General features: G+C 63.9%; 19 protein-coding genes. 15 read left to right on the forward strand and 4 right to left on the reverse strand.

Features of this window, described 5'->3' with window-relative positions; genetic code table 11:
- Positions 1-21 precede the first annotated feature (21 nt).
- Both BM357_RS10620 and BM357_RS10625 read left to right on the forward strand, forming a co-directional pair.
- Complete coding sequence (locus BM357_RS10620; RefSeq protein WP_074952792.1) at positions 22-1,131, forward strand: MGDG synthase family glycosyltransferase; 1,110 nt, start codon at positions 22-24, stop codon at positions 1,129-1,131.
- The gene (locus tag BM357_RS10625; RefSeq protein WP_083430405.1) at positions 1,131-1,790 is read left to right on the forward strand and encodes a TVP38/TMEM64 family protein; all 660 of its coding nucleotides are present in this window, start codon (positions 1,131-1,133) and stop codon (positions 1,788-1,790) included. The genes BM357_RS10620 and BM357_RS10625 overlap by 1 nt, the downstream gene beginning before the upstream one ends.
- Positions 1,791-1,847: 57 nt before the next feature.
- On the opposite strand, the gene BM357_RS10630 is transcribed toward BM357_RS10625, so the two are convergent.
- On the reverse strand, positions 1,848-2,885 hold the full coding sequence (locus tag BM357_RS10630; protein ID WP_074952796.1) for a multicopper oxidase family protein: 1,038 nt from the start codon (positions 2,883-2,885) through the stop codon (positions 1,848-1,850).
- Positions 2,886-3,249: 364 nt separating this feature from the next.
- Between BM357_RS10630 and BM357_RS10635 the strand changes: the two genes are divergently transcribed.
- The 4 genes from BM357_RS10635 (at position 3,250) to BM357_RS10650 (ending at position 7,513) form a co-directional block, all read left to right on the forward strand.
- Positions 3,250-4,494 carry a Zn-dependent hydrolase gene (locus tag BM357_RS10635; protein ID WP_074952799.1) on the forward strand — a complete coding sequence of 415 codons (1,245 nt, stop codon included), beginning with the start codon at positions 3,250-3,252 and terminating at the stop codon, positions 4,492-4,494.
- Between the two features lie 28 nt (positions 4,495-4,522).
- Complete coding sequence (locus tag BM357_RS10640) at positions 4,523-5,710, forward strand: M20 family metallopeptidase (protein WP_074952802.1); 1,188 nt, start codon at positions 4,523-4,525, stop codon at positions 5,708-5,710.
- A 142-nt stretch (positions 5,711-5,852) separates the two neighbouring features.
- Positions 5,853-6,044: a DUF3311 domain-containing protein gene (locus BM357_RS10645; RefSeq protein WP_074952805.1), complete on the forward strand. Its 192-nt coding sequence runs from the start codon at positions 5,853-5,855 to the stop codon at positions 6,042-6,044.
- A complete protein-coding gene (locus tag BM357_RS10650; RefSeq protein ID WP_074952808.1) occupies positions 6,041-7,513 on the forward strand; it encodes a sodium:solute symporter family protein in 1,473 nt (490 codons plus the stop codon). Before BM357_RS10645 ends, BM357_RS10650 begins: the two co-directional genes overlap by 4 nt.
- Before the next feature lie 120 nt (positions 7,514-7,633).
- On the opposite strand, the gene BM357_RS10655 is transcribed toward BM357_RS10650, so the two are convergent.
- The 3 genes from BM357_RS10655 to BM357_RS10665 all read right to left on the reverse strand — a co-directional run bounded on the left by BM357_RS10655 (position 7,634) and on the right by BM357_RS10665 (position 12,138).
- Positions 7,634-9,451 (reverse strand): ABC transporter ATP-binding protein, encoded by a 1,818-nt coding sequence (locus BM357_RS10655; RefSeq protein WP_074952811.1) that lies wholly within the window; start codon positions 9,449-9,451, stop codon positions 7,634-7,636.
- Positions 9,448-11,193: an ABC transporter ATP-binding protein gene (locus BM357_RS10660; protein ID WP_245783943.1), complete on the reverse strand. Its 1,746-nt coding sequence runs from the start codon at positions 11,191-11,193 to the stop codon at positions 9,448-9,450. Before BM357_RS10660 ends, BM357_RS10655 begins: the two co-directional genes overlap by 4 nt.
- Positions 11,194-11,538: 345 nt before the next feature.
- Positions 11,539-12,138, reverse strand: coding sequence for a glycerol-3-phosphate responsive antiterminator (locus BM357_RS10665; protein ID WP_074952815.1), 600 nt, complete (start codon positions 12,136-12,138; stop codon positions 11,539-11,541).
- Between the two features lie 251 nt (positions 12,139-12,389).
- Between BM357_RS10665 and BM357_RS10670 the strand changes: the two genes are divergently transcribed.
- From BM357_RS10670 to BM357_RS10710, 9 genes are all read left to right on the forward strand, one after another.
- Positions 12,390-13,370: an inorganic phosphate transporter gene (locus BM357_RS10670; protein WP_074952818.1), complete on the forward strand. Its 981-nt coding sequence runs from the start codon at positions 12,390-12,392 to the stop codon at positions 13,368-13,370.
- Positions 13,367-14,002, forward strand: a complete 636-nt coding sequence (locus BM357_RS10675; RefSeq protein WP_074952820.1) for a DUF47 domain-containing protein — start codon at positions 13,367-13,369, stop codon at positions 14,000-14,002. The genes BM357_RS10670 and BM357_RS10675 overlap by 4 nt, the downstream gene beginning before the upstream one ends.
- A gap of 357 nt (positions 14,003-14,359) precedes the next feature.
- Positions 14,360-15,289, forward strand: a complete 930-nt coding sequence (locus BM357_RS10680; protein WP_245783944.1) for a carbohydrate ABC transporter permease — start codon at positions 14,360-14,362, stop codon at positions 15,287-15,289.
- Positions 15,286-16,110, forward strand: coding sequence for a carbohydrate ABC transporter permease (locus BM357_RS10685; RefSeq protein WP_074952823.1), 825 nt, complete (start codon positions 15,286-15,288; stop codon positions 16,108-16,110). The genes BM357_RS10680 and BM357_RS10685 overlap by 4 nt, the downstream gene beginning before the upstream one ends.
- A gap of 84 nt (positions 16,111-16,194) precedes the next feature.
- Positions 16,195-17,604: an ABC transporter substrate-binding protein gene (locus BM357_RS10690; RefSeq protein ID WP_245783945.1), complete on the forward strand. Its 1,410-nt coding sequence runs from the start codon at positions 16,195-16,197 to the stop codon at positions 17,602-17,604.
- A 213-nt stretch (positions 17,605-17,817) separates the two neighbouring features.
- Entirely contained in the window at positions 17,818-19,476 is a 1,659-nt protein-coding gene (locus BM357_RS10695) for a glycerol-3-phosphate dehydrogenase/oxidase (RefSeq protein WP_425426539.1), read from the forward strand.
- Positions 19,473-20,213 carry a glycerophosphodiester phosphodiesterase gene (locus BM357_RS10700; RefSeq protein ID WP_074952830.1) on the forward strand — a complete coding sequence of 247 codons (741 nt, stop codon included), beginning with the start codon at positions 19,473-19,475 and terminating at the stop codon, positions 20,211-20,213. The genes BM357_RS10695 and BM357_RS10700 overlap by 4 nt, the downstream gene beginning before the upstream one ends.
- Positions 20,214-20,215: 2 nt before the next feature.
- Positions 20,216-21,718, forward strand: coding sequence for a glycerol kinase GlpK (gene glpK / locus BM357_RS10705; protein WP_074952834.1), 1,503 nt, complete (start codon positions 20,216-20,218; stop codon positions 21,716-21,718).
- A 72-nt stretch (positions 21,719-21,790) separates the two neighbouring features.
- Positions 21,791-23,254: a CoA-acylating methylmalonate-semialdehyde dehydrogenase gene (locus tag BM357_RS10710; protein WP_074952919.1), complete on the forward strand. Its 1,464-nt coding sequence runs from the start codon at positions 21,791-21,793 to the stop codon at positions 23,252-23,254.
- Positions 23,255-23,320: the final 66 nt, after the last annotated feature.

Here is a 23,320-nt window from a genome sequence, read left to right on the forward strand (position 1 = left end):
GAAGCGCGGGAGGAGGATGGGATGACGAGGGTGATGTTGATGTCGGCCGGGTTCGGCGACGGCCACCGGCAGGTCGCCAATGCCCTTCGGGAGGCCTGCCTGGCTCGCGGGGCGGACGTGTACGAGCTGGACGCGTTTCAGCAGACCAACCGGGCGCTGGCCGGCTTCAACGAGTGGATGTACCACACCATCACTCGCACCGCCCCTTGGCTGTACGGATGGAGTTACGACTGGACGCAGCATTGGGGCCCGCGGTCGCCCCTGTGGGCGGCTTTGGCCCTGTTCTCCCGCCGGGCGTACCGCAGGATGCTCGCCGAGTACCGGCCCGATGTCGTCTTGCAACTGTTTCCCGATCACGGTCCGGCCATGGTCTCCGCGGCCGCCGCGGGGCCGTGGCTCGGCGTCGTCCTGACCGATTTCAGCGTGCACGGCCACTGGTTTCACCGCGCCGCGGACGCCTATTTTGTCGCGCACGAGGCATTGGCGGAAGGCGCGTCCCGGTTCGCGGGTTCCGTCCGCGTCATTCCGTCGGGGATCCCGGTTCGTCGCCAGTTTCAACATCCGCAGCCGCGGCCGGCGGAGGCCGGGCAGGGGCCGTACGTTCTTTTCATGACTGGCGGGCGGGGGCTGTTTCCCGATCTGTCCAGCGTCATGGACACGGTGCTGACCGCCATGCCGGACCACCGGCTGGTGGTGTTGTGCGGCCGCAACGAACGGATGCAGCGGTGGGTGGCGGCGCGCGGGGAACCCCGGGTGATGGCCGTGGGATTCATCGAGAGCGTGGCGCCGTGGCTGCAGCACGCCACGCTGGCCTTCGTGAAGGCGGGCGGCGTCACCGTCAGTGAGTGCCTGGCGAGCGGATGCCCGATGATCTTTTACAAGCCTCTGCCCGGCCAGGAGGCGGACAACGCGAAATTCCTGCAGGCGATGGGTGCCGGCCTGGCCGTGCGCAATGTCGAAGCGTTGCGGTCGGCCCTGAACCGCCCCGATTTTCCCGGTGAGGTGAGACGGATGAAAGAGCGGTGTCGGCAGTTGGCGCGCCCCGGCGCGGCCGACGCCGTGGTGGAGGCCGCGCTCGCAGGGCTGGAGCGCGTGCGGGCCGCGCGATTGCACGGAAAGGACGTCCTCTGATGCTCGAAGGCAGCCGCTTCAAACCAACTTCGTGGACTTTCATCCTGTTCGCCGTCTCGGTCATCGGGGTCGGGGTGTACCTGTACCTCGACCGGCACGACGCCCTTTCGGACACCATCCGGTCCTGGGGCGCCATCGGCATCGTACTGAGCATCCTCTTCATGGCGTTGGTCAGCATCACGCCGATGCCCTCCGACGCCCTGTTGGTGCTGTACATGAAGATGTACGGCGCGTGGTGGGGCGTCCTGTACGGCTGGGCGGGCGCGGTGCTCAGTTCGTTCGTGGTGTACGCCCTGGCGAGAAACCTCGGCAAACCGCTGTTTCAGTCGCTCATCACGCCGGCCCGGTTCGAGCAGGTGGACGCCTGGATCCGGCGCCACGGCGTATGGGGCCTGTTGTTCGCGCGCCTGCTGCCCATCCCCGGGTTCGTCGTCAGCTACATCGTCGGGACCATGCCCTCCGTCCGGTTATGGCCGTTCGTGTGGACGGCAGCGGTGTCCATCCTGCCCTACTTCATCGGTGCGGCGCTCATCTTCCTCGGGGTACTCGAGGGGTTCGTGTGGTGGGTGTTGATCGGCGTGATCGGCGTGGGCGTGTTTTGGGGCTTCGGGTATTGGTTGCGGCGGCGCGGCAACCGCGAGCAGGCGCGGGGGAATTGATGCGGGGCCGCGGGGCGGCGGAGGGTCCGTTGTGCCCTGCCCGCCGCCCGGCTTCGGTCAGGAGTTGTCCGACACGTCGAACAGCGTGATCATTCCGCTCATGTCGGTGCCGCTCGTCACGTGAGGAAGGATGTGGCAGTGGAAGAGCCACTTGCCTGGCTGGTTCATCTGGAACGACAGGTCGTATGTGGTGCCGGGCGCCGTGTCGATGGTGTCCATCGTGATGGGCGCCGGGAGCGGGTAGCCATCCTGGCCGATCTCCTGGAAGTGCATCCCATGCATGTGCATTGGGTGGTTCATGTCGCCGATGTTGATGAGGTGCACCAGGACCTTGTCGCCCACTTTCGCGGGCAAGGCCGGCGTGGCCGGGTACGACAGCCCGTTGATGGTGTACCCGAACTGGGACGAGTCGTTGAGCATGAGCGTGTACTCCCGCTGGTAACCCGGGTGCACCTGCTGCCACCCGGTCCCTTTCGGTTCGACGATGAAAGGTCCGAAGGCGCCCATGGTCTCTTCTTTCATCATGTCGTTCATCGGATGGCTGTGGTACATGTAGGCGCCGGGCGGCACGTTGACGGTGAATGTATAGGTCCACGTTTGCCCGGGTTGAATGTCCGGCTGCGACAGGCCGCCCACGCCGTCTTGCGCGAACGGGACGTCCAGGCCATGCCAGTGCACCGAAGTGGCCTCCGGCAGCTTGTTGGTGACTTGGATCCTCACTTTGTCCCCCTGGTTGACCTTGATCTCCGGCCCGGGAACCGTGCCGTTGAACGCCCACGCCTCGACCGGCTTGCTGCCAGGCTGGGTCTGCCAGTACACAGGCTGGATGGTGAGATGGAACACCTTGTAGCCATCCTTCATCGTGTAAGGGAGCAGGCGCAGTCCGTCCGCCTGCTTGGGCTCGCCCTGGCTGCCCGTCCCGAGCGGGGCGATGGCCGTCTTCGTCTGCCCTGTGGCGCTCACCGGCGCCGTGGTGGTCTGCGGCGCATTGGCTGTGCTGTCGCTGCATCCGGCCACCGTCCCCGTCAACCCCGCCGCGGCCAGCACCACCACGACCCACTTCCATCCTGTGTACCGTTTCGGGCACTTGCCCATATGCCTTTCCCCCTCATTCTCCCCAGAGCGGGCGGATGGCCATCCGACGTCTCCGTTTCCAAGCGTACCGCCGCCGCAGGGGGTTGCGGCAGACCGTAACGGAGCAATTCGCCTCCTTCCATCGGGCCTGCACACATGGACAACAGGACGTCACCCCATTGGACCATGTTCCCATCCATACGGGGGAGGGGTGGCCCTCCAAAGGAACTCGTCTGATCGGACCATTCCGGCGTATCATGGCAGTATGAAGACGGCGGGGGCGGTCAGCCCCGTGGCGTCGATGGGACCGGTGGAGAAGGATATAAAATGATATAATCCGTATATCCCGTCTGGCCTGAAAATCCACCGAAATTGAGGAGAGACCATGGTTCAGGTAAATCGGCAGCGATTGTGGGACCGGCTGATGGCCCTGGCCGAGATCGGCCGCCAGCCGGACGGCGGGGTGACCCGGTTGGCGTTTACCCCGGAGTGGAGACAAGCGAAGGAGCACGTGGCGGGCTTCATGCGTGAAGCCGGCCTGGAGGTGCGGGAGGACGCCGTCGGCAACCTGATTGGGCGCTGGCCCGGCCGGCGGCCGGAGTTACCAGTGGTCCTCACGGGATCGCACCTGGATTCCGTGTTTCACGGCGGGAACTTCGATGGTCCGCTTGGCGTGCTGGCGGCGGTGGAGGCCCTGCAGACCCTGCGGGAGAACGGGCTGGAGACGGATCACCCCGTGGAGGTTGTCTCCTTCACCGATGAGGAGGGCGCGCGCTTCCGCTTCGGCATGACCGGCAGCCGCGCGGTGGCAGGGACGCTGACCGCGGAGGAGCTGGAGCACCGGGACGCGGACGGCGTCTCCATCGCGGAGGCGATGCGGGCGTACGGGCTGGAGCCGGGGGCTTTCCGGGAGGCGGCGAGATCGAAGGGATCCGTCAAGGCGTACGTGGAGCTGCACATCGAGCAGGGCCGGGTGTTGGAGAACGCCGGCTTGGCCGTCGGCGTGGTCAGCGGGATGGCGGGGCCCCTGTGGCTCCGGTTCACCGTCGAGGGCGAGGCTGGCCACGCCGGCGCGACGCCGATGAATCTGCGGCGCGACCCGCTCGTCGGCGCGGCGGCCATCGTGCAGGCCATCGAGGCGGAGTGCCGCCGCCGTGCCCACACGGTCGGCACCGTCGGCCAACTGGAGGTGCACCCGGGCGGGGTGAACATCATCCCCGGGCGGGTGGCGTTCACGTTGGATCTGCGCGACGTTGACGAGGCGGAGCGGGACGCGGCGGAGGCGGCCATCCTGGCGGAAGCGCGGGCGGTCTGCGGCGCGCGCGGCCTGCGGTTGACGGTGGAGACACTGCAGCGCATCCCGCCGGTACCGTGCGCGCCCGCCATCCAGGGCATCATCGGGGACGCCTGCGGCCAGCTCGGGCTGCCGTCCATGACGCTGGTCAGCGGCGCCGGGCACGACGGCATGCAGTTGCGCGATCTGTGCCCGGTCGGCATGATCTTCGTCCGCTCCAAGGACGGCATCAGCCACGACCCGGCCGAGTACACGTCTCCGGAGGACTGCGCCGCGGGGGCGGACGTTCTGATGCACACCTTGTTGCAGTTGGCCTCCGAGGCGGTCCGGATCTGATTGCACACGAGGGAGAGGAGAGAGGCACATGTCCACACAGATTCAGGATCTGCGGGCGTTGGTCGATTCGGTGAAGGAGGATGTGGTCCGCTGGCGGCGGCATCTGCACATGAACCCGGAACTGTCGTTCCAGGAGGAGAAGACCTCCCAGTTCGTGTACGACACGCTGGCGTCCTTCGGCGCCTTTGAGCTGTCCCGGCCGACCAAGACCAGCGTCGTGGCCCGGCTCATCGGCAGCCAGCCCGGGCCCGTGCTGGCCTTGCGCGCCGACATGGACGCACTGCCCATCACGGAGGAGAACACGTTCGAGTTCGTCTCCAAGAATCCGGGCGTCATGCACGCCTGCGGCCACGATGGCCACACGGCGATGCTCCTCGGAACGGCCAAGGTCCTGGCCGGACTCAAGGATCGCATCCGCGGCGAGGTGCGCTTCTTCTTCCAGCATGCGGAGGAGCTGCACCCGGGCGGCGCGGAGGAGATGGTCAAGGCGGGGGTCACCGACGGCGTGGACGCGGTGGTCGGCGCGCACCTGTGGGCATCCGAGCGGGTCGGCAAGGTGCTCATCAAGGCGGGGGCTCTGATGGCAGCGCCGGACGCCTTCTATATCACCATCAAGGGGAAGGGTGGCCACGCGGCCCATCCGAACGAGACGGTCGATCCGATTGTCATCGGGGCCCAGGTGGTGCTCAATCTGCAGCACATCGCCTCGCGCAATGTCGATCCGCTCGATCCTATCGTGGTCTCCGTCTGCCAGTTCCACGGCGGGACGGCCCACAACATCATCCCGAACACCGTGGAGCTGGTCGGCACCGTGCGCACGCTCAATCCGGAGTTGCGCGACCGGGTGCCGGAGCTGATGGAGCGCATCATTCGGGGCGTGACCTCGGCTCACGGGGCGGACTACGAGTTCCGCTACGAGAGGGGCTACCGCCCGGTGCTCAACGACGAAGCGGTCACCGGCAAGGTGCGCGAGGCGCTGCTCGAGGCCTTCGGCGATGAGCTCGTCCAGGAGGCGACGCCGACCATGGGCGGCGAGGACTTCTCCGCCTTCCAGGCGGTGGTGCCGGGGACGTTCTTCTTCATCGGCGCGGGCAATCCGGAAAAGGGCATCGTGTATCCGCATCACCATCCCCGCTTTACCATCGACGAGGACGCGCTGCCCGCGGGTGTCGCGGCGTTCTTGCAGATTGTCGCCAAATTCAACGGATTGGCGTGACCATCCTTTCGCAGGCGCGCCCTCGTCCGGCGTTCGGGCGGGACCGCGCCGGCGATCCGGTGGCAGGCGGGCGGCGGGCGGGCCCCGCCGCCCGCGGGCGCCCGGTCCGGAGGGATCGGGGGCGATGAGAGGAGGGAGCGGTATGAAGTGGCTCGCGGCGTTACCGTTTCTGGCCTTGGTTGTCGGGATGTTTTTCGCCAACCGCACCGAGCCGTACGTCCTCGGCTTGCCGTTCATCCTGTTCTGGACGGTGCTCTGGGTCGTGCTGACGTCGGTCATCATGTTCATCGTGTACAAGACGGATCCGGTCAACCGAGGGGGTGACCGCTCGTGAACAGCGCCCTGATTGTCATCCTCCTGTTTCTTCTGTTGTCCATCTACCTCGGTCTGCAGGCCCGCCGCGGCAAGACGATGAACCTGGAGCAGTGGAGCACGGGCGGTCGCAGTTTCGGGACGCTGTTCGTCTTCCTGCTGTCGGCCGGCGAGATCTACACCACCTTCACCTTCCTCGGCGGCAGCGGCTGGGCGTACGGCAAAGGGGGCCCGGCGTTCTACATCCTGTGGTACGGGGCGCTGGCCTACATCCTGTCGTATTGGATGCTGCCCGCCATCTGGCGCTACGCGAAACAACACAACCTGCTGTCGCAATCGGACTTCTTCGTCGCGAAGTACAACAGCCCGGCGCTCGGGGTGCTGGTTTCCCTCATCGGCATCATTGCGATGATTCCGTATCTCGTGACGCAGTTGAAGGGCCTCGGCGCCATCATGGAGATCGCTTCCTACGGCAGCATCTCGTCGACGCTGGCCGTGTGGATCGGAGTCATCGCGGTGACGATTTACGTCATGGCTTCCGGCGTGCACGGCACCGCGTGGACGGCGGTGCTGAAGGACGGCCTGGTGCTGGTGGTCGTGGTGTTCCTCGGCATCTACCTGCCGGTGCACTACTACGGCGGCATCGGCCAGATGTTCCACGCGATTGATCAGGCAAAACCGGGCTACCTGGCGCTGCCGGCCACGGGCAACAGCGTGTACTGGTTCATCTCGACGGTGCTGTTGACGGCCCTCGGCTTCTACACCTGGCCCCATGCGTTCCAGGCGGTGTACACCGCGAAGAACGAGCAGACGTTCCGGCGCAACGCCATGGTGTTTCCGCTGTACCAACTGATTCTCTTGTTCGTCTTCTTCGTGGGCTTCGCGGCCATCCTGACGGTGAAGCCGCCGCTGCAGGGCTCGGCCGGGGACAACTCGCTGTTGATCCTGTCGGTGCAGACCTTCCCGAAGTGGGTGGTCGGCCTGATTGGCGCGTCGGGCCTGTTGTGCGCCATCGTCCCCGGGTCGATGCTGTTGATGACGAGTGCGACCATGATTTCGAAGAATCTGTACAAGGTCATCAATCCGAAGGCGTCCGAGGAGAGCGTGTCCCGTCTGGCCCATTATCTGGTGCCGGTGGTGGCCCTGGTTGCGCTGTACTTCACGTTCAACGGCCAGACCATCGTGGCGTTGCTGCTCATGGGCTACAGCCTGGTGACGCAGTTCTTCCCGGCCATCGTGTTCAGTTTCATGAAGCGCAACCCCATCACCAAGTGGGGCGCAATCTTTGGCATCCTGGCCGGCGAGCTGGTGGTCGCCTACACGACCATCACCAGCAAGACGGTGGGCCTCCTGCTGCCGTTCATGCCGCAGTGGGTGAAGGACCTGAACATCGGGATCGTGGCGATGGTGATCAACCTGGTTGTGACCTTCGCCGTGAGCGCCTTCACCCGCGGCGCCGGCGCACAGGCCCGGACGGCGATAAACGCGTAGGTCCCATCGGATTCTCATTCAAGGGCGTTGAAATCCCTCATCCGCTCGTACCCCCTCGGCCCTCGGACAGGAAGCCCTGCACCGTCCCGCGGCCCGAGGGGGTGGCGCCCGCGCCTTCCTTCAGGCCCACTGTTCCACGGCATCTCCGTCCTCCAGCCGGACGGCGCTGGCCGATCCCGCAGGCGTTCCAGCCTCTCCGTCCCAGATCCGGCGCATCTCTGCGCTGGTCGCCAGCAGCGTCTCCAGCGTGCCTTCCGCCTCCACGCGCCCGTCCTTGAGCAGCAGGATGCGATCCGCGCGCGCCAGCGCCGCCCGCCGATGCGACACGGCGATGCAGGTGATGTCCGGGCTGGCGAACAGGCGGGACCACAGCCGTTCCTCCGTCTCCACGTCGAGGGCGCTCGACAGGTCATCGAAGATGAACAGCTCCGCTCCGGTCATGATCATCCGGGCGGCGGCCGCCCGCTGAATCTGTCCGCCGGAGAGCATCACGCCGCGCGGCCCGACGTACGTGTCGAGGCCGTGTTCCAGCATCTCCACGTCGCGCTCGAGGACAGCCGCGCGCAGGACCTGGTCCATCCGCTCCGGCGTGGCTGGTCGTCCCAAGGTGATGTTGTCCCGCAGCGTGTCGCTGAAGAGGCGCGGCACCTGCGGCGTGTACGCGGCTCGCGGCGGCACCAGAAACGCTGCGGGGTCCTCGACGGGGCGCCCGTTCCACCAGATCTGCCCGTCGTCCCTTGGCAGCAGTCCCAACAGCGTCCGCACCAGCGTCGACTTGCCCGATCCGATGCGGCCGGTGATGACCAGAAACTCTCCCCGCCGGACCTGGAAATGGACGTCGTGGATGCCGCGGCCGGATCCCGGATGCCGGTAGGTGAGATGGGCCACGGTCAGCGTCCGCAACCGATCCGCCGGCTCCAGCACCGGCTGCGGCACCGCGGGCGGATCGTCATACAGGTAAATGTCGGCGGGCTCCATCAATCGGTCCGCCTCGCCAGGCCGGAACAGCAAGGTCATCCGGTCGAGCGCCACCCGCAGCCGCTTGTGCTGAAAGATCATGTATCCGAACAGCGAGATGCTGGTGGCGAGCCAAGCCAGGTAGGTCGTGAACAGGGCGAAGTCTCCGACGGTGAACCGGCCGGCGCGCATTTGCGCCGCGCTCACCAGCAGAATGGCGCCCGTCGAGATGCTGAGCACGTGCTGGTTCAACGACTGCACCCACTGCTTGAACAGGTTGTCCTTGAGCGCGGCCTGCCGCCGCTGTTCGTTGAGCTGGTGGAACCGCCGGAGCACATGCACCTCGGCCCGGCCGAGCCGGATGGCCTGAACGCCGCCGAAGATCTCCGCGATGAATCCGGTCACGCGGCCCGTCGCCTCGCGGTTGACCCGGCTGTACCGGCGGGCGCGGCGTCCGGTCAGGTTGTTCAACAGGGTCACCACACCCAGCGGCAGGATGGCCGCCAGGGTGACCCACCCATTCACCCTTAGCATGATCCCGAGCGAGATCGCCGCGAAGAGGAGACAGCCCCAGAAGTCGGTCCAGGACTCGACGTACTCGACGACCTCCTGCACATCGTCGCGAAAGCGCGTCATGGCCTCGCCCGGGGAGGCGGGGAGGTTGCGCCCCGGCCAGCGCAGAATGCCGGCCAGCAGGTTGCGGCGCAGGATGGCCTGCACGTGGTAGATGTGCGTCACCCAGGTGTAAAAGGCGGCGAAGAACACGCCGGCCCGGAACCATCGCACGCCGAGGACCACCCACAGCGGCGCGGTGAGCCACCACAGGCTGCGCGAGCCGTCCGTGACCCGGTCGAAGAACCATTGCATCCCCAGCCCGACGACCACGGGCAGGGCGTGGAACGCCGTCCACAGACAGGCGTCCACGATGTACAGCGTCAGCCGAAACCGGAGCAGACGCGCGATGAATGAAGTGACGGTCATGCCCATACCTCCAGTCGATCCTTGCGCAGCAGGGCTGCGAAGTGAGAAGCGGGATCGTCCGCCAATGCCGCCCGGTCACCGAATTCCAACATGCGGCCCTGCCCGAGCACGAGGATCTTGTCCACCTTGGCGAGCGTCGAGAGCCGGTGGGCGATGACGATTCCGGTGCAGTGTTCCAACAGGTGATCGATGGCGGTCTGAAGGGTCGCCTCGGTGGCGGGATCGAGGCGAGATGACGGCTCATCGAGGATCACCAGGCTGGGTTTTGTCAGGAACACGCGCGTGAGGGCGACCAGCTGCGCCTCGCCGGCCGACAGGGACGATCCCCCGGCCGCCAGGCGGGTGTCGAGCCCCTCTGGCAGCCGGTCCAACAACGGCCGCAGGCCGAGCCGGTCGACGACGGCGAGGATCTCTGCTTCCGGCACGCCGGGGTTGAACAGCGTCAGGTTGTCCCGCAGCGTCCCGTCGAACAGTTGCACGTCTTGCGTCACCATCCCAACCCGCTCGTACAGGGTGTCGAGGCGCAGCTCGCGGATGTCCACGCCCCCGAGGCGGATGACGCCGCTATCGAGGTTGTACAGCCGCAGCAGGAGCCGGCTGATGCTCGACTTCCCGCTGCCCGTGCGCCCGACAATGCCGAGCCGCTCCCCGGGTCTGAGCTCGAAATGGATGTCGTGCAACACCGGTTCTCCCGGTTGGTAGCTGAAGTGCACGTGCTCGAACGCGACACCGAGGGGGCCTTCGGGGAGGTCGGTCCGTTGTCCTTCTTCAATCTCGCTGCGCATCGACAGCAGCTCCAGAGACCGGCGCATGCCGGACTTCGCCCGCTGATAGTCCTGCAGCTGATTCCCCAGCTGCTCAATCGGATCGTTCAACATCTGCGTGTACTGGTAGAACAGATAGAGCGTGCCAAGCGTCGCGCCCCTGGTCAGGTACAGGTGGATGCCCATCATCAGCACGCCGGTGACGGCCATCGCGTACAGGACAACGGTGACGTTCCACGGGATCACGCGCATCATCCAGGCTCTGCGGCCGGTCTGGAACACGTGGCGCATGGCCCGGTGGAACCGGTTCATCACGTGCGGAACGGCGCCGCTCGTCTGCACGTCCTCGATGCCGGCGATCCGCTCCTCTATCAGGCCAAACAGCGCCGCGTTGGCTTGGCGCTCCGCCTGCGAAGCGGCCACGCCCACGTCGCGGATGCGGACCATGGCGGCGAGCGACAGGAGGGTGAATGCCGTCATGATGGCCGCGATGGGCACGTTTTGCGCGAACATGAGGCCGAGGATGCCCGCCAAGAGGACGGCGCTGCCGAACATCTGCACGATGAACATGGCGAAGAAGTTCGACATGTGGGTTACGTCCCCGTCGATGCGTTCCATCATCTCCCCGGGCGTCCGGAGATTGTGGAAGCGCATGTCCAGCCCGAGACAGTGCCGCAGCAAATCCGCCCGCAGTTGGTTGGTCGCGCGCCACGCCACGTCGTTGCCGAGGTAGCTGACGGCGACGCTCGTCAACTGCGTGCACACGGCGATGGCCAGATACGCACTGGCGAGTCCCAGCAAGCGGGAGACGGGTCCGCCTCCGGCGGCCGTGTCGATGAAATGCTGCACCATCTGCGGATTGGCGAGCTGCATCGCGGTCGTCAGCAGCAGCAGGGCGAGCAGCCCGGCCATCCGCCACTTGACCGGGAGGATGTAGCGCATCAGCCAGAGCATAGATCGCTGAGGGGGAGACGTCACGGCAGAACAGGCCTCCTTTACACGCAAAAAGCCGCGGACGGGCTTGCATCCGCGGCTTCGCATCGGGGTGCTCCGAAGGGGGCCTGGAGGGCGCAAAAAAACTCCAGGCGTACCACCTGGAGTCGAGTGTGCTCATGAAGAATACATCAGGGGATCAGCACATCCGCACCACGAGGTCAGCCATCGCATGCAAGCCGATTCGGTTCGCTGAGATCCTTCCGAAACCCTGTCGCATGGGGCGTGACCTCCTCTCGAAAAATGGACTGCGGAACGCGATAGGGTGACTATACCATGGAAAAAATACCGTGTCAATCCCATTTGCCGGTCGGTCGGCCAGCCGGGTGCCTAAGTCCACGACGCGTCCGGCCCGTCCGGGAACCCGGCGTCCTGCCAACGCCACAAGGCACGCGAGCTGGTGGATGCTCCGATACACCCGGAAGCCAGCACACTCCGGACGTGCTCAGGGGTTGAGAGCAATCCTCCGGCGATGATGGGCGTATGGCGAGAGGGTTTCAGCAGGTGCATCACGTGCGGGATCACCAACCCGGGCAGGACCTCGATGGCGTCCGGGCGAGAGTCCTGGAGCATTTTCAGGGTTTGGTCGATGGAGACCGAATCGAGGATGAACGTGCGCTGAACCGCAATGAGGCCATGCTGCTTCGCGGCGGCAATGAGACTGGTTCGCGTGGTGACGACGCCATCCACGCCAATGGTCTCTGCCAGGTAACGGATGCCCGAAGTGTCGCGTGCAATCCCGGTCATGAGGTCCAGGTGGACGAAGCTCAGTTTGCCGGCCGCGTGCAGGCGTTCCACGCTTCCGGCCAGGGTGAGGATGTCGGCGCCCAGCAGAAACGCGACGTTGGCAGAGGAGGACACGGCATCGGCCAGATCGGCATCACGGGTGATGGCGGTGACAATCGGCTTTTTGCGCAGCGCGTAGGACATCGTGTCGATGGCGCTTCACCTCCTCTGGAATCCGCAGGCCTGTCGGAGGCTGCGGTTGCGTGCGGGTTGCATTCGTTTGCATTTCAAGCTATATATTATACTATATTCAGTTTTCGGTATGGGTCGGAGACGAAGAGATTCCCGTACTGCCATGCCGTGTCGGCAGGATGGTTGGTTCGTGGGGATCTCTTTGTTTTTATTTGTATTTTCGTGATTTTGGGCTCCGATACGAGCGACGGGGGAGAGGCGACATGAGCGACCTGCTGGCCGTCGCGCTGGTCATGGGGTTCACTGTTCTGTGCGGGTTCAATGACGGGGGAAACCTGTTGGCGACGTTTTTGAATACCCGGGTGATGCATGCTGCCGCCGTGTTGGCGATCATCCTGGCGAGCGTGCTGCTGGCGCCGTTTCTCCTCGGCACGGCGGTGGCCACGACGATTGGCACGCGCATCGTCGACATCCGTCAGGCGGGGATGGATGTGCTCAATGTCAGCTTGGCCGCCACGCTGGTCACGCTGTTGGTGTGCTGGCGGCTCAAGGTGCCCACGAGCACCTCGTTTGCGCTCGTCGGTGGGTTGAGCGGTGCGGGCCTGGCTGTACTCGGGCCACAGGCGGTGGTGTGGTGGGGGCTCTTGCAGGTGGGGCTGTCGATGGTCCTTGCCGTCGTCCTGGGTGGTCTGGCGGGTTATGTGACTTATTATGGCCTGTATTTCTTCCTCCGGCGCGCCTCGGCGCGCCTGGGGGGGCGGGTGGGGTATCTGCAGTATCTGTCCGCCGCGCTCTTGTGCATCGGATACGGGGCCAATGACGCGGAAAAGTCGGTCGGCCTTCTGGCCACCGTGAGCGCCGTCGCTCATCACGAGCCGTTCCGCGTCACCCCGTGGATGGTCATCGCGCCGGGGATCGTGTTTTTCATCGGGCTTCTCTGGGGCGGGTGGCGCGTCGCCCGATCCGTCGGCTTTCACGTCTTCCGGGCCCGTCCGGTGCATGCGTTCGCCACGCAGGTGGCGTCGGCCGCCGTTGTCATCGGGGCGTCCGCGCTCGGCGGCCCGGTCAGCAGCACGCAGACCATCGACAGCGCCCTGGTCGGCGTCGGCGTGTGCGCGGGCAAGGAGCGCATCCGTTGGTCGTTTGTCCGGCGTATGCTGGTGGTATGGGGCGTGACCATGCCGTTGGCGTTCATGGTGGCGGTGGTGCTGGCACTTCTGTGTAAGGCGGGTGGCGTCCTGTGAAACGATTGAAAGAAATTCTGCTGCCGCGAGAGAACCGGTTCGTGCAGTATCTCATTCAGCAGGCGGAAGTGACCGTCCAAGGGGTGCGCGTGCTCCACCGGTTCGTCACCGAGCGCCCGCAGGGGGAGGACCGGGATGAGCAGATTGTGCGCATGAGTGACTTGGAGAAACAGGGGGACGACATCCGCCGGCTCATCATCCAGGAACTGTTGGACACGTTTGTCACGCCCATCGACCGTGAGGACATTTACAACCTGTCGCGCAGCGTGGACGATATCCTCGATTACGCGGATTCAACCATCAAGGAGCTGGTGCTGTACCATGTGGACCCCACGCCGGAGATGGTGGACATGGTCGCCGCATTGTACGACGGGGTGGTCGCCTTGCGCCAGGCGATTCAATACATGGTGGATGAGCCGCGCCGAGCGGTGCAACACATCGTCGCGGCCAAGAAGGCGGAGAATCGCATCGAGGATTTGTACCGGCGGGCCAACGCGGACCTGTTCGATCTCACCGACATGCACCACATCTTCAAGGTGCGTGAAGTGTACCGCCATCTGAGCAACAGCGCGGACCGGGCGGACGAAGCCGCGGACGTCATCGGGTCGATCGTGATCAAGGGAAATGTGTGAGGGGTCGCCCTGACGGACAACCGGAGACCTGTTGAGAAATTCGTTGCGATTTTATATAATCTGCTTTGAAAGCGCAATCAATCGCGCGTTTCCAATTGATTCGTCTGAAGGACATCGTTCCTGGAGATGAAGAGTAGGGACGACCACCGGTACACGGGATGTCCGCATGGTCCAAGGGCATCCTGCGGTTGGTTCGTCCCTGTTTGTTTTTCCTGGTGCAGGCCGGGTTTTACATCTTCTTTGTCGGTTCTTTACAGACAGTTCAAACGGAATCTTTACACTATCCCGTATGGGGCATGGTTTTCTTGAATTGGGGAACGGGTGATCTTCAATTTCTTGGACAGTGGGGGAAGAGCCATGCAGACTGCGGCGACGAAGACCACAATGCCCGTGCCGCCACGCAGGCACATGAAGGAAATGGTGGCGTTCCTGCAAGCGTCTCCGTTCTTGTTGCCTGCCCTGCTGCTGTTTACGGTTTTCTTTTTCTACCCGATTGTCAAGGTCGTCTATCTCAGCCTTTACCTGACCAACAGCAAGGGTGTGGCCAAACACTTTGTCGGCATGCAACAGTATGTCGAACTGTTTACGTCTCCGGATTTTATCCAGAGCTTGCGAGTGACGCTGGAGTTTGTCCTGTTGACGGTGATTCCCGGGGTCTTCATCGCGCTCCTGTTGGCACTGCTGCTGGAAAAGCAGATTCGTGGTCTGTCCGTCTTTCAAACCATCCTTTTTTCCCCCATCAGCATGTCGGTGGCCGCCGTGTCGACCATCGGCCTGATGGCGTTCAATCCCAGCGTGAGCCTGTTGAACTGGATCTTGTCAAACCTGTTCGGCATTCCGAACATCAACTGGTTGAACGGGCCATGGACGGCGCTCCTGGCGATTTCCATCGTGACCATTTGGATGAACCTCGGTTTCAGCACCATCGTGTTGCTTGGGGCCTTGCGCAATGTCTCACAAGAACTGTATGACAGCGCTCGGGTGGATGGCGTCAATGCCTTGCAGCGTCTGTATTACATCACGCTTCCATCGATCTCGCCCACCTTGTTCTTCGTGTTCGTGGTTTCGATGATCGGGTCGTTTCAGACGTTCGGGCAGGTCAACATCTTGACCCAGGGTGGCCCGGCAGGCAGCACGAACCTGGTGGTGTATTCGATTTACCGCAACGCGTTCTTCAATTTCCAATACGGTTTGGCGTCTGCACAAGCCGTGGTCCTGTTCCTCATCGTTCTGGTCCTCACGCTGCTGCAGTTCCTCGTCGTGGAAAGGAGGGTGCATTACTCGTGAAGGAAAATCGGGTGTGGCTTGTCATTCGGTACATTCTGTTGATCATCGCGTCGCTCGTGGTGTGTTTTCCGATATTATACAGTTTGTTGATCAGTTTGGAGACGTCCGAACACGTGTCGACGTATCCTCCGCAGCTGTGGCCACATCCCTTTCATTTTGCCAGCTACGCGGAGGCGTTGCAGGCCGCTCCGCTGGGTCGGTTTTTGCTGAACAGCTTTATCATGTCCGCCATCATCGTGTGTGGTCAAATCGTCACGTCCCTGCTCGCCGCGTATGCCTTTGTCTACCTTCGTTTTCGAGGCAGGGGAGTCCTGTTCCTGGTGTTTCTCGCCACCATGATGATCCCGACCGAAGTGACCATGATTCCAAACTACATGACCATACGGTCGCTGGGATGGCTCGATTCGTTCGCCGGTCTCACCGTTCCCTTTCTGGCCAATGCCTTCGGCATCTTCTTGCTGCGCCAATACCTGTTGCAGTTGCCTTACGAACTGTTTGAGGCGGCGAAGATGGACGGGGCCGGTCACTGGCGATTTCTGATCAGCGTGGTTGTTCCCCTGTCGCGCCCGATTCTCGCGACCCTGGCTGTGTATGTGTTCCTGCAGTCCTGGAACATGTATCTGTGGCCGCTGTTGACGACCAACTCGACTTCCATGCGCACCGTTCAGGTGGGGCTTGGGATGCTGCAGAACCAGGATGCGCTCTCATGGAATCTGACGATGGCGGGCGTGGTGATCATCTCGCTTCCGACGTTGATTCTGTTGTTCTTCGCGCAAAAGCACCTGGTGAAGGGTCTGACCGCTGGTGCTGTCAAGGGTTGACGCTCACCGGGTGCGTGCCGGTACGCGTCACCTGTGACATAGAAGGAACCACTCAGGGGTTCTTGAGGACAAAGGGGGATGGAGATGGAACGAAACCAAAACGCGTCACGCCGGCCGTGGATTCGCAAGACCGCCATGTGGACGGTCGCTGCCAGCTTTGGCTTGACGGCGCTGTTGGCCGGTTGCGGAGGGGGCAATACGGGGAGCGACGAGAACGCCGCCGGTGGCGGTGGCGGAGCCAACAACGGTGTGATAGAGCTGAAGCTGTGGCACGCCATGGGCGGGGTCCCCGGTCAGGCGCTGCAGCACATCGTCGATGATTTCAATAAGTCGCAATCGAAGATTCACGTAACGGCCGTCTATCAAGGCCAGTATGACGACGAGTTCAACAAGTGGAAGGCGACGCAGGGGCAAGGTGGCAAGGACGGACCGAACATCATGCAGGTGTACGACATCGGAACCAAGTTCATGATTGATTCACAGGATATCGTTCCGATGCAGGACTTCATTGATCAAAGCCATTTCGACATCTCTCAACTCGAACCCAACATTCTCGGGTATTACAGTGTCGGGGGAAAGCTCTACTCGATGCCGTTCAACTCTTCGCAACCCGTGTTGTACTACAATAAGGACATGTTTAAGGACGCCGGTATCGCGGAGCCGCCCAAGACGTACGATGACGTGCTGGCCGATGCCAAAAAGTTGACGAAGAAAGGTCCGGATGGCAAGGTCGCCGTGTACGGGATCGGACTGGCGACATACGGATGGTTCTTCGAGCAGATGTTGGCCACCCAGGGCGCGGATTATGTCGATCACGACAATGGCCGCACCGGCACGGCCACACAAGCGGTCTTCAATGGTCCTGAAGGGCTGAAGATCGTGAATTGGTGGAAATCATTGTATGATGCGGGCGTCGACTTGAACCTGGGCCCCGTCACCTCCCAGACGCAGAATGCGTTCCTGGCAGGGAAATGCGCGATGATCATCGACTCGTCCGGCGTTTATGGAAACCTGGTGAAAGGTGCCAAGGGCAAGTTCGAGGTCGGCATCGGGCCACTGCCTCGGCCCGCGGGAGCGACAGGAGGAACCATCATCGGCGGCGGTTCCCTCTGGATCACCAAGGATCAGCCCAAAGCGCAGCAGGACGCCGCATGGGAATTCGTGAAGTTCGCGGCATCGCCGCAGGAGCAGGCGTACTGGACGGAGACCACCGGGTACTTCCCCATCACGAAGGCGGTGTATGATGACCCGGGGTTCAAGGACTGGCTCAAGCAGTATCCCGACTTCCAGGTGGCGGTTGACCAACTGCACAGTTCGAAGCTGACCTATGCGACGCAGGGCGGCCTGATGGGGGTCTTCCCGCAAGCGCGGCAGACCGTCCAGGATATGTTGCAGGCGGTGCTGCTCGGCAAGCAGCAGCCGCAACCCGCGTTGGATGACGCGGCCAAGAAGGTCACCGATGCCATCAAGAACTACAATCTGACGGTCGCCTGATCCCGTCATGCCATCGACAAGTTCATACCGCATACGGTCTTGAGACGAGGAGACGACCACCGCAGGAATGCGACGCATTCACGGTGGTCGTTTTCCTTGCATCCGTTGCGGAGGAGACTTCGACGGACACAACACGGTGAGACAGAAAATGTGTGGGAGAGATGAAGGATGGCAGCACGCGTCAAACGATTGTCGGCGTTCTCTCGCCCGTCGATGTTGCGGGAGATGACGGAGGAGCCCCTGGATCTCCTCATCATTGGCGGAGGCATCACGGGTGCGGGCATTGCGCTCGACGCCGTCGACCGAGGTTTGCGCGTGGGACTCGTCGAGAAGCAGGACTTCGCCGAGGGCACGAGCAGTCGTTCGACCAAGCTGATCCATGGCGGGCTCCGGTACCTGAAACAGGGGGAGATCGGGTTGGTGCGCGAGGTCGGACGCGAGCGGGCGATCCTGCACCGAAACGCCCGACACCTCGTGATCCCGGAGAAGATGCTCCTGCCCATCGTCCGCGGCGGGACCTACGGGAGACTCGCGACGTCATTCGGCCTGTGGCTGTACGACCGGCTGGCCGGTGTGCACCGGCATGAGCGGCGTGTCATGTTGACCAAAGCCGAAACGTTGGCCGCGGAACCCCTCCTGGCTGCCGAAGGTTTGCGCGGCGGCGGCCTGTATTACGAATACCGCACCGATGACGCCAGGCTGACGATGGAAGTCCTGAAGACAGCCGCCCGCCTGGGCGCGCTGTGTGTGAACCACGCGGAGGCTGTCGAATTGTGGTATGGGGACGGACGTGTCGCCGGCGCCATCGTGCGGGATCGCCTGACAGGAGAGCATTACCGCGTGATGGCGAAGAATGTGGTGAATGCCGCCGGGCCCTGGGTGGATGAGCTGCGCCGTGCGGATGGGTCCCTGACCGGCAAGCGTCTGCACTTGACCAAAGGGGTGCACATCGTGGTCCCCAGAACCCGGATGCCCGTCCGTCAGTCGGTGTATTTCGACGTGGAGGACGGCCGAATGGTGTTTGCCATCCCGCGGGGGGAGGTCACCTATGTGGGCACGACGGACACGGATTATGAAGGGCCGCTGGAGGAACCTCCGGTGCTCAGGGAAGATGTGGTCTACCTGCTGCGTGCGGTGAATCACATGTTTCCGAGTGTCCGTCTCGGCCTGGAGGATGTTCGCTCCAGTTGGGCGGGCCTGCGTCCGCTGATCCATGAGGACGGGAAATCACCCTCCGAACTGTCCCGCAAGGACGAGATCTTCGTGTCCGAGTCGGGGCTCGTCAGCATCGCGGGGGGCAAGTTGACCGGTTACCGGAAAATGGCGGAACGCGTGGTGGATCTGGTGATGCGAGAGCTCGGCCGCGAGGAAGGGCGGGCGTTCCAGCCGTGCCGGACCGACCGCATCGTCCTTTCCGGGGGCGACGCGGAGGAAGCGGAGATGCTCGCGCACATGCGTCGCGCAGGCCCCGTGAATGACGTTCCCGGCGACATGGACCGGATGCTGCGGTCGCTCTACCACAAGTACGGCGCCCATGCGGACATCGTGTGGACCAGGGCGTTGGAGATGGCAAACTCGGATGCGCGGGAAGACATCCACACGGCCGTCGTCCTGGCGGAGTTTGAGTACGGCGTCCAGGAGGAAATGGTCACCGATCTCAATGACTTTCTCATCCGTCGAACGGGGCGTCTGTTTTTTGAGCGGGAAGAGGTGGCGCGTTGGCTGCCGAACCTCACGCGCTTTGCCGCCGCCCTGTTCGGCTGGGGTCCGGAGGAAGTTCAGCATCAGGTGGAGAAATGGAATCAAGTGTCTTGTGCTGCGGTGGCATTCAAGAGTTCCGGAGAATCAAAAGATCAGGAGAGACCGCTATGACCGACACGCTCATCCTGGGGCACCGCGGCTGGAGCGCGCGCTACCCTGAGAACACCCTGTTGGCGTTCAGCCAGGCCCTGGACCTGGGCTGCGACGGACTCGAATTTGATGTGCAGTTGACGGCAGATGAAGTTCCCGTTATCCTGCACGATCCGACGGTGGATCGCACCACCGGCGGCAGTGGCCGCGTGGCGGACCTGACGTTTGCGGAGCTGCGCCGCTTGAACGCGGCCGCCCGGTTCGCCGGGGCCCACAGCGGGGAGGCGCAGCCCATCCCCACCTTGCAGGAAGTGCTCGATCTCGCATATGTCCGGTATCCGGGCGGCTTGTACAACGTGGAACTCAAGGTGTACGACGGCGACGGCCGCGAGTTGGTGGATCGCGTTCTCCCGTTGGTCCTGGCCCATCCCCTGGCGTCGCGGGTGGTCTTTTCGTCATTCCACCACGGCTGTCTGGCGTACTTGAAGTCGCGCTATCCCGGAGTGGAGATTGGCCTCTTGTACGAGGGACCTGTGCAAGAGCCGTGGCGCCGGGCGAAAGACCTCGGTGCCTATTCGGTCAACCTGGACCATCGATTTGCGGCGGACGTGGTGGCGGCGTGCCAAGCGCACGGTGTGCGGGTGTGCGTGTGGACCGTGGATCCCCCGGATTGCATCCGTGCGTTTCTGCGCCAGGGTGTCGACATCCTGATCTCCAACCAACCGGACGTCGCGCTGCAGGTCCGCAAGGAGGGGTGAACATGAGCACGTGTACGCACGTATTGGCCATCGACCAGGGGACGACCAGCACGCGTGCGATTCTGTTCCATCACGATGGAACCATTGCGGCGATGGCCCAGCAGGAGTTCGCGCAGCACTACCCGCAGCCGGGGTGGGTGGAGCACGACCCGGAGGAGATCTGGCAGACCACCGTGCAGGTGGTCCGCCGGGTCTTGGCGGATGCGCACGTGCCGCCCGCCCAGGTGGCGGCCATCGGCATCACGAACCAACGGGAGACGACCGTGGTATGGGAGCGCGACAGCGGCCGTCCGGTCTACCCGGCCATCGTGTGGCAAAGCCGCCAGACGGCCGACATCTGCCGCTGCTTGCAGGAGGCTGGCCACGAGCCGCTCATCCGGCAGAAGACGGGCCTCGTGGTGGACGCCTACTTCTCAGCCAGCAAGGTCCAGTGGATCCTCGACCACATTGCCGGCGCGCGGGAGCGGGCGGCGAAAGGCGAGCTGTTGTTCGGCACCATCGACACCTGGCTGGTGTGGAAGCTCAGCGGCGGAAAGGCGCATGTGACCGACTATTCCAACGCGTCGCGCACGATGCTGTTCAATATCCACGACCTGTGCTGGGACGACGACTTGCTCCGGCTGTTCGGCGTGCCGGCGGCGATGTTGCCGCAGGTGCGCCCTTCCAGCGAGGTGTACGCGCACACCGACCCTGCCCTGTTGGACGGCGTGTCGATCCCGATTGCCGGCATCGCCGGCGACCAACAGGCGGCCCTGTTCGGCCAGGCCTGCTTCTCCCCAGGTCTGGCGAAGAACACGTACGGGACGGGCTGCTTTCTCCTGATGAACACCGGCGAGCGGCCGATGGCGTCCAGCCATGGCCTGCTCACCACCATCGCCTGGGGGGTGGGCGGTCGCGTGGCGTACGCCCTCGAGGGAAGCGTATTCATCGCGGGGGCGGCGGTGCAGTGGCTGCGGGACGGGCTGCGTGTGATCCACACGGCGGCCGAGTCGGAGCGGTACGCGGAGCGCGTTCCGTCGTCCGACGGCGTGTACGTGGTGCCCGCGTTCGTCGGACTCGGGGCCCCTTACTGGGATATGGAAGCGCGCGGCGCCGTATTCGGACTGACCCGGGGGAGCACGAGGGAGCACCTGGTCCGCGCCACGCTGGAGTCCATCGCTTATCAGTCGAGAGACGTGCTGGAAGCGATGGAACGCGATGCCGGCGAGCGGCTGTCCGCGTTGCGCGCGGACGGGGGCGCCGCCGCCAACCGCTTCTTGATGCAGTTTCAGGCGGATGTGCTCGGGGTGCCGGTGGAGGTGCCGAAGGTCACGGAGACCACCGCGCTCGGCGCGGCGTACCTGGCCGGGCTGGCGGTCGGCTTCTGGGAGAGCCAGGTGGAGATTCAGCGCAACTGGGGCTTGGATGAACGGTATGTGCCGACGATGGCGCAGGACGAGCGGGATCGTCTGTACGCGGGCTGGAAGGACGCGGTGGCGAGGACGATGGGACGGCCTGGCCGTTGAAGGGAGGGCGTGGGCGGGAAAGAGGAATCGGACGCCACAGCGCGAATGTTCAAAACGGGAGGGATGGCCACGATGAGCAACACCACGGGTGTGCACACTTTGAAAAACTACATCGGCGGTCGATGGGTGGCGGCCGAGACGGACCGCTTCGAGGTGGTTCCGAATCCTGCGACCGGCGAGACCCTGGCGCAGGTGCCGCTCTCAACGCGGGGGGATCTGGACCGCGCGGTGGCGGCGGCCAAGGAGGCCTTCAAAACCTGGAGCAAGACCCCGGTGCCCAAGCGGGCCCGCATCCTGTTTCGCTACCAGCAGTTGTTGGTGGAGCACTGGGATGAGCTCGCTCGCCTGATCACGCTGGAGAACGGCAAGAGCTTTGACGAAGCGTACGGCGAGGTGCAGCGCGGCATCGAATGCGTGGAATTCGCGGCCGGAGCGCCGACCCTGCTGATGGGCACGCAGTTGCCGGACATCGCGACGAACATGGAATCCGGGATGTGGCGGTATCCGGTGGGCATCGTCGGGGGCATCACGCCGTTCAACTTCCCGATGATGGTGCCCTGCTGGATGTTTCCGCTGGCCATCGTCTGCGGCAACACATTCGTGCTCAAGCCGTCGGAGCGGACGCCCCTGTCGGCCAACCGGCTGGCGGAGCTGTTCACGGAGGCGGGCCTGCCGGAAGGCGTGCTCAACGTCGTCCACGGGGCGCATGACGCCGTCAACGGAATCCTGGAGCACCCGGACATCCGGGCGGTGTCGTTTGTCGGATCGCAGCCGGTGGCGGAGTACGTGTACAAGACGGCGGCGGCCAACGGCAAGCGCGTGCAGGCGTTGGCGGGAGCGAAGAACCATACCATCGTCATGCCGGACGCCGACTTGGACGAGGCCGTCAAGGGGATCATCGCGGCGGCGTTCGGATCGGCGGGCGAGCGCTGCATGGCCTGCTCCGTCGTGGTCGCCGTCGGGGACATCGCCGACGAACTGGTGCAGCGGCTGGTGAAGGCGGCCGGCGAGATCAAGATTGGCAACGGCTTGGAAGAAGGCGTTTTCCTGGGGCCGGTCATCCGGGCGGCGCACAAGGAGCGGACGGTGCAGTACATCGAGACGGGCATCAACGAGGGGGCCATCCTGGTCCGCGACGGTCGCAAGGACGTCGAGGGCATGCGGGAAGGCTACTTCCTCGGGCCGACCATCTTCGATCACGTCCGGCCGGGCATGAAGATCTGGAAGGACGAGATCTTCGCGCCGGTGCTGTCCATCGTGCGGGTGAAAACGTTGGACGAGGCCATCGCGGTGGCGAACCAGTCGGAGTTCGCCAACGGCGCCTGCATCTACACCGACAGCGCCAAGGCCATCCGCCAGTTCCGCGAGGAGATTGACGCCGGCATGCTCGGCATCAACGTCGGGGTTCCGGCGCCGATGGCGTTCTTCCCGTTCTCCGGCTGGAAGAAGTCGTTCTACGGCGACCTGCACGCCAACGGGCGCGACGGCGTGGAATTCTACACTCGGCGCAAGATGGTGACCGCACGGTATTCGTGACCAGCGCAGCGAGATTGGACTGCGAGGGGAGCCATACACACGGGTAGACGGACGGCCGCGGACCAT

The sequence above is a fragment of the Paenalicyclobacillus macrosporangiidus genome, assembly GCF_900116805.1.
Classification (GTDB): Bacteria; Bacillota; Bacilli; order Alicyclobacillales; family Alicyclobacillaceae; genus Alicyclobacillus_H; species Alicyclobacillus_H macrosporangiidus.